The sequence below is a fragment of the Kineococcus arenarius subsp. arenarius genome (genome assembly GCF_050871845.1).
Taxonomy (GTDB): Bacteria; Actinomycetota; Actinomycetes; order Actinomycetales; family Kineococcaceae; genus Kineococcus.
This window is the reverse complement of the sequence record NZ_JBJLSE010000134.1, coordinates 1-8,348: the sequence shown is the minus strand read 5'-3', so window position 1 is coordinate 8,348 and position 8,348 is coordinate 1. Positions and strand designations below refer to the sequence as shown.

Here is an 8,348-nt window from a genome sequence, read left to right as displayed (position 1 = left end):
AGAGGTCGGGGTTGTAGGGTTGGGGGGGTGGGGGGGCGGGGGGGGGGGGGGGGGGGTGTTGTTGGATTTGATTGGGTCCGCCGCCCGGCGGGGGGGGGCGGCCCCGCCCCACGGCCCCGCACCGTGCAGCGCTTGGCGCGCTGCACGGTGCGCCACCGACAGAAAAAGGAGGCCCCGATGGCAGCGGAGCGCACGCGCACGGTGGCGGTGCGGTTGACGCCTGAGGAGCACGCGGCGTGGGAGGCGGCGGCGGTTGCGGCGGGGCGGGGGCGGTTGGGGTCGTGGGTGCGCGATGAGATGAACGCGCGCCTGGATCAGGGTGTGGATGCGGGTGCGGTGCGCGCCCGGGGCGGGCGCGCGAAGAGCACGCCGGCTGGTGCACCGGGTGGGGCGGGCTTGGGCGTGGACATGGAGTTGGCGGAGGTGCTGGCGCGCTCGTCGGTGCTGCGCGGTGAGCTCTCGCGGGTGGCGAACAACCTCAACCAGGCGGTGCACGCGGTGCACGCGCACGGGGTGCAGTCGGGGGTGCAGTCGGGGGTGCAGTCGGGGGTGCTGGCGCAGCTGCGGGCGGCGGTGGTGGAGGTGCGCGCGGTGATGACGCTGGTGCAGGAACGGGTGGCGGCATCGGGTGCTTCGGCTGCTGCTTCGAGGGCCGGTGCCGGCACGTCGGCGACGGCGTCGAGGGGGCCGTCGCGAGGGGCCGCGGTGGCCGCGGCGGTGCGGGCGAAACGGGCGCCGCGGCGCATGGCGCCGGCGACGTCGAGTGCGCCGTTCGGCACGCCGCTGAGCGCACCGTCGAGTGCGCCATCTAGTGCACCGTCGGGCACACCGGGGCCGGGGGATCGGCCCGCGCAGCGCCCGGGGCAGCAGCCGGTGAACCCATGGCTGCGCGAGGGGGAGCGCGACGCCGGGCGCAGCGGTGGACGCGATACCGGGCGCGGTGGCGCGGGTGGTGGTGCGCGGTGATCGCGAAGATCACCCGGGGGGAGCGGGCGGGGGATCTGGCCGCGTACCTGCACGGGCCGGGCACGAAGGAGGAGCACGTGTACGCCGGCCGTTCCGGTGGTGCGGTCATCGGCGGCAACGTGTGCCTGGACGGCAGCCGGGACGGCACCACGTGGGCGTGGATCCTCACCGACGCAGCGCGCACGAGGCCGGACATCACGCGCCCGATCTGGCACGCCTCGCTGCGCTGCGCACCCGGGGACCGGACCCTGACGGATGAGGAGTGGGCGGAGGCGGCGGCGGTGTTCGCCGAGGCGATGGGCTTCGTGGACGCCATCGGCTCGGACGTGCCGTGGGAGCAGCGCGCCACGCAGCCGTGGGTGGTGGTGCGCCACGGTGAGGACCACGTGCACCTAGCCGTGTCGCGAGTGGGCTTCGACGGGCGGGTCTGGCACGCCCGCAACGACTACCGCCAAGCGCAGGCGGCGTGCACGCAGCTGGAGCAGCTGTACGGGCTCACCGTCGCGCCGAGGGTGTCGAGCAAGGACACGCAGCGCACCGCCGATCACCAGCTCAGTGCCGGGGAGTGGCGGCGTGGGCAGCGCACCGGGGCGGCCCCGGAGCGGGTGCAGTTGGCCGAGCGGGTACGCGCCGCGGTGGACGCGGCAGCCGGTGCGGGACGCGAGGGCTTCGAGGCCGCGCTGCAGCGCGCCGGCGTCGGTTACCGCGCCAACCAGGCCGCGAACGGGCGGGTCAGCGGGTACTCCTTCACCCTGCCCGGGCACACCGACGCGCAGGGGGAGGCGGTGTGGTTCCGTGCCTCGCAGCTGGACCGGGCGCTGTCGTGGTCGAAGGTCGCGCCCGTCCTCGAGGCACCGGCACCGGCGCCGGCGGTGCAGGTGCCGAAGAAGACGCTGGAGACCCGCGCTCGGCACGAGCGGCGCACCGAGCAGGCACAGGCCGAGGCGATCGCGCACCAGGCTGGTGCACGATTGCAGGCGCTGCCGGACGTGGTCGCCGCGCGCGTCAACGCCGATGACGCGTGGTGGGCGCAGCGCCGGCACGGCGGTGAAAAGGTCGGGGCGGCGATCGTCGAGCGTGGCCGGCTGGAGAAGCAGATCGACTTCCTCGCCCGCACGTACCAGGACGCCGTGCAGCACCAGCTCCGCCAGCGCTCCACCGGCAAGGGCGCTGCCCGTCAGAGCAACGCGGAGAAGACGGCGGAGGCGGCGGTGCGGGCGGTGACAGCGGCCGCGCGAGTGGTCGAGGCGGTCCAAGACGCACGAGCAACGCGGGCGCGCACGAACCGCACGCTCAGCGACCCCTCGCGCGGTACTGGACGTGAGGACGGTCTGGAGCGCTGAGCGCTCAGATCACCGCCGTGGGGAGCGTCCGAGATACCGGGTGGGTGAGGACCGAGGTGCTCTCGGCCCTCACCCACCCCACCTGACGCTGCGGTGTCAGGAGCCGATGTACTCGCGGAGCTCTCTGTCCCAAGCGCGCAGGATCGCCCGGGTGTGCTGTGGGGCCGGAAGGCGCCGCACGGAGTGGGCGTGCACCCAGCCCGCGTCGCAGCTGTGGCAGAAGCCGTCGATGACCTCTGCTCCACGGCGCCAGTGCACGCCCTGGTGCCAGTCGCAGCTGGTGCGCACGTTGTAGAAGCCCTGCGAGCACGCGCCGGGACAGCGGGTGCCCTCCTCGTGCGCGCAGTCGAAGAAGCTCTCCTCGGCCAGCAGCTGAGCTTCGGCGTCGTCGAGGGCGTCGCGCTCTTCAGCATCCAGAGGTTCGGTGTAGTCCACGCTCATGCGCTCTCCCGTGTGTCGGTGACCCCTTGGCCATCGGCCAGCATCAAGGCCCACCTGTGCGCTCTGGGCCCGACATCACTCGCACGGACCCGTGAAGCACCCTGCCCCTGGCAGTGCGAACTCCTAGTCTGAACCGGTGATCACCGCGGGTGTCGATCTGGCCACTCAGCCGGCCAAGACGGGTCTGGCGGTCATCGAGTGGCTGCCCGGTCGAGCGCGCCTGGTGCAGCTGCGGCTGGGCGCCACGGACCAGGAGATCGTCGAGGTGGCCCTGACGGCCGACAAGGTCGGCATCGACTGCCCGTTGGGGTGGCCGGACGACTTCATCGACTTCATCACCGCGCACGCGGCTGGCCGTCTCGACCTGAGAGCAGGTGAGAGCGGAGACGAGATGCGCCGGCGGCTGGCGTACCGGCACACCGACCGCGTGCTGCGCCAGGCCGGCTCCTCGCCTTTGAGCGTGGCGGCCGACCGCATCGGGCTGACCGCGATGCGCGTGGCGGTCATCCTGGAGCACCTGGCCGCCGCCGGAGCACCGGTGGACCGCTCCGGTGTCGGTGTGGTCGCCGAGGTGTACCCGGCTGCCTCCTTGAAGCGGTGGGGGCTGCCGCACCGGCAGTACAAGCGGGAGGGCAACCGGCAGGCCCGCGCGGAGCTGGTGGCCGCGCTGCGACGTCAGGTGCCGTGGCTGGACTTCAGCGAGCACGTGCCGTTGTGCGAAAGCTCCGACGACGCTCTGGATGCCGTCCTTGCGGCGCTGACCGCACGGGCCGCGGCCCTGGGGCGCTGCGAGCTGCCACCCGAGCTGGAAGTGCCGCGTGCTCGGCGAGAGGGGTGGATCCTGCTGCCGGACGAGTCTTTGTCGACGCTCGTGGAGGACTAGGTGGCGCATTCAACGACGTGCGTGACGACGTGCTTGGTGACCCGTAGGTACTGCGGGGGGTGCTGGTGAGGGGCGATGAAGCACGGGTCGTCGCGCAGTTCGGCGCGTGGCTGCGCGGTGCCGGCTGGCGGGTCGAGACCGAGGTCGACTTCTGCGATGTGGTGGCCAGCCGGGATGGGCAGGTCCTGTACGCCGAGGCCAAGGGGCGCACCACTGCTCCCGGGTTGGACGTGGACACCCTCTACGGGCAGCTGCTGCGCCGGATGCTCCCGCTGCCCAGCGGAGACGGTGCTAACGCGGGGGACGTGGAGCGGGAGGTCAGGTACGGCGTCGTGGTGCCGCAGGCGGCGCGCTTCCACGCCTTGCGCGTGCCTGAAGCGGTCAGGGGGATGCTGCGCATCGACGTCTACGTCGTCTCGGAGCAGGGCAGCGTGGAAGTCGTCGCGGCCCCTCACCTGTGAGCTGTGCTGCCGCTAGGCGACAGCGAACAGCTAGCTGATGCCCCTCCAGCTCGTGACGCCGACCTTTGCCGGTGCGAGACGTCTGTGCGGACGCAACAGCCGGTACGTCCAAGAGCTAAGCAGGCGTCCTCACCCGAGCGGCCTAGAGACGACTAGACAATCAATTCTTATCAAGTTGAGACTGTCCTCATGAGTCAGATTTCGATCCCCGCACACGCCGTTCGTCCCTTCGCGGACCTGCTCGTCGACGAGAAGGTCCTCGTCGCCGCCTTGGAGCAGGCTGGCTACACGGTCTCTCGTCGCGACAAGCCGGCTCGGTACTGGTCGGCCGACGACGTGGCCGAGTTCCTCCGCACGCCCAAGCCGGCGTACGTCAAGTTCGCCGCGATGGCGCTGGTGCTGGCGCAGAACCCGAACCAGCGCGTGTCGTTCACGGAGGCGGCGGAGCACTGCTCTTGGTCGGCGGCGGAGCTGAGCTCTTCGGTGAAGCACCTGGGGCGCTGGCTGAAGGAGAAGGACCTGCCGCGTCCGTACTACGAGAGCTGGCGCCTTGCCAAGGACGGCGTCGAGCAGCAGAGCGAGAAGATCTACTGGTTCGACCAGGTGCAGGCCAGGCAGTGGCTCGAGGGCGTCGCCGCCGCTTGAGTCGAGGCCGAAGGTCGGCAGGCCGCAGCGCCGGGCTGCCGAGCTGCCGGGCATCGGTTCGGTCTTGTGAGGTGAAGACCTCGGCCTCGTGGGGCTGGAAGCCCCAAGCGCCCTCCACCTGGTTGAGGTGGAGGGCGCTTCGCATGTCAGGCGGCCGTGGTCTTGCGCGGGCGGCCGGGGCCCGCGTTGGCGCTGATGAGACCGATCGCGATGGCGGCCTCCCGCTCGCCGAGCGGCTTGAGGGCCGGGTCGCTGTTCGCCAGGTGCTTGAGCACCTTGTCGATGGCCGGCTCGTAGGTGGAGCGGGTCGCGCCACCGGTGCCGGCGCGCCAGGTGCCGAGCTTGGTGTCGAAGGAGGTCTTGGCCAGCGAGCCCTCGAAGAACTCGTGCACCTTGACGGGCTCGCCGGCGTCGTCCTTGGCGTCGCGCAGGGCTGAGCGGTCCCAGGGCAGCTTGGCCATGCCGTCGATGACCAGGTGCGGGTCCAGGCCCTGGGCTCGACCAGCTGCCACGACGTTGGCGATGACGTGCAGACCCGCTGCCGAGGAGTGCACGTAGCGCCGCTTGAAGTCGGCCACCGTCAGCTTGCCCAGCTTCATCTCCCGCCAGCCGGGGATCACGCCGTAGGCGTAGTCCAGGATGGCGCACAGGTCCTTGCCGATCATCTCGATGGCGGTGTTCTCGTTGACGCCCTCGCGCTGTGCGCGCTCGTTCACGACCTTCTTGACGTTGTTCTCGCGCTGCTCCGGTGTCCGGTCGCGCACGCCCACCCCGGCCATGGAGCATGATGCCGACCGCACGGCCGCGGCCGGGTAGAGGTTCTCGAAGGTGCGCCCCTTCTTCAGCGCCAGCTTCTTCGAGGCGGTGGTCGACAGGTAGCCCACCCGGTCCGAGAGCAGCTGGGAGTGGCTGGTGACGTACAGCCCCAGGCGGTTCTGCAGCGCCTCGCGGTCCATGACGGCGATCAGGTCCGCGCTGATCGGCTTCGTGGAACCCATCCGCACGAAGATCGTGGACAGGATGGTCGGGTCGTCCTCGAGCAGGAAGGTCATCTCGATGGACGTGCGCTCCAGGTACTGGCGCGTCTCGGCTTCCTCGCCCTCGACGGCGTCCTTGACCAGTGGCCACAGGTAGGTGGCCATCTTGATCCGGTGCTGGCCGTCCTCGATGACGGGGTTGGGTGCCGTCTCCCGGATGACCATCCGAGCCATCCAGACGTGCTCGTGCAGTTGGTCGAGCCGGTCGATCTCGCAGTCGTCCTCGCCCATCGCGACCGTGATGTTCCCCAGGTAGGGGCGGTCGCTGGTACGGATGCCCTCTGCGATCTTCTTCCAGTGCGACTCGGTGATGTCGCGGTTGCCGGCCACCGTCTGGTCGTCGATGTCGAAGTCGTAGCGGTTGAGCAGCTTGTTGAAGGTGAGCCGCTCGGCCACGGTGGAGAAGGGCACGGTGGTCGTGAACTTCTTCATCTTGCCGGCCTGGGAGAGCAGGCCGTACGCCTCGAACTTCGTCGGCGCAGCGATCTTGAAGCTCTTCAGGCCGGTCGGCTGGGCGCTGGGGGCAGGGGTGTCCTGAGGCACGGTCTAACCTTTCGGGTGCACGGATGCGGTCTGTGCCGAACGGCCCGGTGAGGGGACTCTGCCAGGAGGACTCACCGGGCCGTTGTCGTCGGCGAACACCACTTTGGTGGCCTGGCGCGTTGTTGTCAACCCGCCATGCGGTAGCTGATTAATCGGCCGGCTTATTTGGCTGAGTGGAGGGCCCAGGCAGCTGGCTACTTGATAGGTAGAGCTTCGGGAGTGCGCTGCCCTGCGGGAAGCTCCTCATCGCAGAGGCCGCCAGGCATCACTGAGATGCAGCGCTCGTGCCTCTGCGGCCACCTCACGGGAGCTCGTCGGGGACGTCGGTGTTGTCAGTGCCGTCGGTGGAAATGGGCACACCGTCAACGTCCCACCGGTCGTAGCACTCGTCGACGTACCGCGTCAGCACGTCGACGACGAAGTCGTGGGCGCCGGCCTTGAAAAGGTCGACGGCCGGGTAGGTGCCGGAGGTGTCCACCAGCGGGTGGGTGGTGTCGACCAGGTGGCGGGCGTTGGTGAAGAAGACGCGGCCGCTGTTCATGCTGCCGGCGTACTCGCTGCTGCTGACCCCCTGCATCGGGGCGAGGTTCAAGTACGGCCGCTTGCTGGGCTCACCGTTGCGGGCCCGGGGAGCCATGAAGGCGCACGAGGTGTCCAGCACGGCCTGCAGCAAGCGCAGGCGTGGGCCGCTGTTGTTGCGGTCGTAGGCCTGCCAGCGGTTGATGACGTCCATCGCCGGCCCATCCAGGCGCTTGAGGTACTGCGGCGGGAGCCCGTGCACGCTGCTGCTGACGGGCTTCACCAGCACGGTTGCGGCGTCCCGGGTGTGCGCAGACTCGGCCTGCAAGGCGGTGAAGGTGCTCACCGCCGAGTGCAGCCACTGCCCGAAGGCGACCGGGTCCTGGCTGCTCGGGTCGGCGGTGACGGCGATGTTGACGTGCAGGTCGAGGTTCGGACTCACGGGGTTCTCCTGGGGTCGGTGGGGCGGTGACTCCAGGATGCCTTAAGTGTTTGTCGATGCCGTCATTTGGCGCACAGCGCCACTCGTTCGGAGCATGGGGTGCAACAGCGGTGATCATGCCTGTTCGCCGCCAAGAGGAACGGTCACCCGAGGAGCTGAGCCTGCTCCTTCGTCCAGCGCCCGCGCCGCCGCTGAAGGTTCGGCTACTCGCAGGCGATGCCGTCGCCGTCGCGGTCCAGATCGCTGCTGTAGCCGGGATCTCCCCGGCGGATCGGGTCGGCGCCGGCAGCGCGCACGGCTGAGCAGTTGGCGTAGTACGTCGCCCCGCCACCGGAGCGAGAGCCGGAGTCGTCGTCGGGTGCAGGTGCCGGAGCGGGCGGTGCGTCGACGTAGACCGTGGGCGCCGGGGCAGTCACCGGCGGCGGTGCCGACGCGGTGCTGGTCTCCGGCGGGGCGGTGATCACCACCGGCTCGGCGGCAGCGGTGGTGGTCACCGTCGGCAGCGGGGAGGCGGCCACGGTGCGGGTGACCGTCGGGGTGGGCGTGTCATCGCCCAGGGCGCCCAGGCCGGCGCCGCAGGCACCGAACAGGAGCAGACAGCCGACGCCGACACCGGTCAGGGTGAGCTTGCGGGTGCGGGTCATCGCGTCACCGTCATCGGGTCACCGTCACAGCAGGCGGGGTGATGGTCTGCGCCGGCGGGGTGATCACCACGGGCGCCGCGGGCACGGTGGTGGTGCTCACGGGCGGCGTCACCGTCACCGTCGCCGCCGGCGAGGGCGTCGCGGTCACCGTGGTGGTCGGGGTGGGACCGGCATCAGGGCTGGTGGCGGCGAAGCCGGCGGTGCAGCCGATCAGGGCCGCGAGCAGCCCCACCGCGATGGTGGCCAGGACGAACCCGGCCCGCCGGGGTCGGGCGGGCGCTTGTGGGTGGGACATGCCGCTCCATCGCGTCTCGATCACGTACTGCTTGACCACGTGCTGTGCTGCTGGCGGTGCTGCTCGTGTTCACCGCAGTCTCACAGCCACACCGTTGCGGTGGGGCAACTTCAGCGAAGTTGCCCCACC

10 protein-coding genes are annotated in these 8,348 nt (G+C 70.6%); 4 read left to right on the top strand and 6 right to left on the bottom strand.

Annotation, left to right across the window (positions count from 1 at the left end):
• Positions 1-314: 314 nt before the first annotated feature.
• Positions 315-779 (bottom strand): hypothetical protein, encoded by a 465-nt coding sequence (locus ACRYM0_RS19575; RefSeq protein ID WP_432507526.1) that lies wholly within the window; start codon positions 777-779, stop codon positions 315-317.
• 183 nt (positions 780-962) lie between these two features.
• Between ACRYM0_RS19575 and ACRYM0_RS19570 the strand changes: the two genes are divergently transcribed.
• On the top strand, positions 963-2,309 hold the full coding sequence (locus tag ACRYM0_RS19570; protein ID WP_432507525.1) for a relaxase/mobilization nuclease domain-containing protein: 1,347 nt from the start codon (positions 963-965) through the stop codon (positions 2,307-2,309).
• Between the two features lie 96 nt (positions 2,310-2,405).
• Here the strand turns inward: ACRYM0_RS19570 and ACRYM0_RS19565 are convergent, their stop codons facing one another.
• Positions 2,406-2,750 (bottom strand): hypothetical protein, encoded by a 345-nt coding sequence (locus ACRYM0_RS19565; RefSeq protein WP_432507524.1) that lies wholly within the window; start codon positions 2,748-2,750, stop codon positions 2,406-2,408.
• 136 nt (positions 2,751-2,886) lie between these two features.
• Between ACRYM0_RS19565 and ACRYM0_RS19560 the strand changes: the two genes are divergently transcribed.
• The 3 genes from ACRYM0_RS19560 to ACRYM0_RS19550 all read left to right on the top strand — a co-directional run bounded on the left by ACRYM0_RS19560 (position 2,887) and on the right by ACRYM0_RS19550 (position 4,739).
• On the top strand, positions 2,887-3,633 hold the full coding sequence (locus ACRYM0_RS19560; protein ID WP_432507523.1) for a DUF429 domain-containing protein: 747 nt from the start codon (positions 2,887-2,889) through the stop codon (positions 3,631-3,633).
• A gap of 65 nt (positions 3,634-3,698) precedes the next feature.
• The gene (locus tag ACRYM0_RS19555; RefSeq protein WP_432507522.1) at positions 3,699-4,094 is read left to right on the top strand and encodes a hypothetical protein; all 396 of its coding nucleotides are present in this window, start codon (positions 3,699-3,701) and stop codon (positions 4,092-4,094) included.
• A gap of 189 nt (positions 4,095-4,283) precedes the next feature.
• Positions 4,284-4,739 carry a hypothetical protein gene (locus tag ACRYM0_RS19550; protein WP_432507521.1) on the top strand — a complete coding sequence of 152 codons (456 nt, stop codon included), beginning with the start codon at positions 4,284-4,286 and terminating at the stop codon, positions 4,737-4,739.
• Positions 4,740-4,885: 146 nt separating this feature from the next.
• Here ACRYM0_RS19550 and ACRYM0_RS19545 read toward each other — a convergent pair whose 3' ends face one another.
• From ACRYM0_RS19545 to ACRYM0_RS19530, 4 genes are all read right to left on the bottom strand, one after another.
• Positions 4,886-6,319: a DNA sulfur modification protein DndB gene (locus ACRYM0_RS19545; RefSeq protein WP_432507520.1), complete on the bottom strand. Its 1,434-nt coding sequence runs from the start codon at positions 6,317-6,319 to the stop codon at positions 4,886-4,888.
• A gap of 301 nt (positions 6,320-6,620) precedes the next feature.
• The gene (locus tag ACRYM0_RS19540; protein WP_432507519.1) at positions 6,621-7,280 is read right to left on the bottom strand and encodes a hypothetical protein; all 660 of its coding nucleotides are present in this window, start codon (positions 7,278-7,280) and stop codon (positions 6,621-6,623) included.
• A 203-nt stretch (positions 7,281-7,483) separates the two neighbouring features.
• Positions 7,484-7,924 (bottom strand): excalibur calcium-binding domain-containing protein, encoded by a 441-nt coding sequence (locus ACRYM0_RS19535; protein WP_432507518.1) that lies wholly within the window; start codon positions 7,922-7,924, stop codon positions 7,484-7,486.
• 10 nt (positions 7,925-7,934) lie between these two features.
• On the bottom strand, positions 7,935-8,219 hold the full coding sequence (locus ACRYM0_RS19530; protein ID WP_432507517.1) for a hypothetical protein: 285 nt from the start codon (positions 8,217-8,219) through the stop codon (positions 7,935-7,937).
• Between the last annotated feature and the right edge of the window lie 129 nt (positions 8,220-8,348).

Coding starts and splice junctions, on each gene's coding strand:
- ACRYM0_RS19565 (WP_432507524.1), bottom strand. CDS start 2,750: ATGAGCGTGGACTACACCGAACCTCTGGATGCTGAAGAGCGCGACGCC.
- ACRYM0_RS19550 (WP_432507521.1), top strand. CDS start 4,284: ATGAGTCAGATTTCGATCCCCGCACACGCCGTTCGTCCCTTCGCGGAC.
- ACRYM0_RS19535 (WP_432507518.1), bottom strand. CDS start 7,924: ATGACCCGCACCCGCAAGCTCACCCTGACCGGTGTCGGCGTCGGCTGT.
- ACRYM0_RS19530 (WP_432507517.1), bottom strand. CDS start 8,219: ATGTCCCACCCACAAGCGCCCGCCCGACCCCGGCGGGCCGGGTTCGTC.